1 protein-coding gene is annotated in these 1,065 nt (G+C 61.1%); it reads right to left on the bottom strand.

The genetic code is table 11. The features are described 5' to 3' along the window. Positions 1–24 precede the first annotated feature (24 nt). The coding region (locus BJ928_RS38475; RefSeq protein ID WP_147413993.1) for a PhoU domain-containing protein at positions 25–1,065 on the bottom strand (1,041 nt) is incomplete at its 5' end.

The following is a 1,065-nucleotide window of genomic DNA, read 5'->3' on the forward strand; positions in this document are numbered from 1 at the left end:
GCCAGACGGCGGAGATATGTCTTTTTAGTCATGCGCCGTCACTGCAGCCTGTGGCATCGGGCTCGGTGCTCGACTTTGCAAGAGTTCGCCGCGCTCTTCCAGAACGGGATAGGCCGCGGCCGCAACAAGATGCGAATTGATCTGCTTGAGATCACGCAAGAGGTCGAGGTGAAGCGAGCTGGTCTCGACCGTTTCGATCCCGCCCTGGCGCAAACGCTGGAAATGAGCTTCCGTCCCTTCGCGCTCCGCCTTGCGGAAGATCACCTTCTCCTCGGCCAACATGCGGGCGGCACTCTCGTTCTGCGTCATCAACAGGGCGGCCGTTGTCTGCAGATTTGCTTGCAATCTGTCGAACAGTGCCGACAGTTCCAATTGCCCCTCCTTGGAGAAATTCACCCCCCGGCGCAGGCGCTTTGCCAGATGTGGCAGGAGGTTCTGGTCGAGCACGTCGCCGGCATGTTCCATATTCATGGAGAACAGCAGGATTTCGTTCAGCCGCCGTCTGTCGGCGGCACCGAGTTCGTCGGGATCGATCGACGTCAGATACGTCTTTACCGCCGTATTCAGGCTATCGAGGATATTGTCCAGCGACCGCAGCCGCGTCAGCGCCTTGCGATCGGTATCAGACAGCGCCGCCTTGGCGCCTGCAAGCATCTCCGAGAGCACATCGACCAGTCTCAACGCCTCCCGTGCAGCTGCGCCGAGGGCGACGACGGGCGTCTCCTTGGCTGCCGGGTCGAGATATCTCGGTCGTGCCGGATCGGCCTCGTCGATCTTCTGCGGCAGCAATTTGGTCAGCAGATCGGCATAGGGCCGCAACAACGGCATGAACACCAAGGCCAGCACGACATTGAAAGCGCTGTGAAAATTGGCAACGGCGCGGGCACTGTCGCTGTCGATCATCGCCGACAGGCGAGCGGCCGGCTCAAGGAAACCGATCATCGCGGCGACACCGACGACGCGGGTCAGCATGTTGCCGATGGGCAGCCGTTTCACGGACAGATCGGCACCCGATTGTCCCTCGATCAGCGGGTTGATCGCGGTTCCGAGGTTGGCGCCGAGAAC

The organism is Rhizobium sp. WW_1, assembly GCF_003610155.1.
In the GTDB taxonomy this organism is placed as follows: Bacteria; Pseudomonadota; Alphaproteobacteria; order Rhizobiales; family Rhizobiaceae; genus Rhizobium; species Rhizobium tropici_A.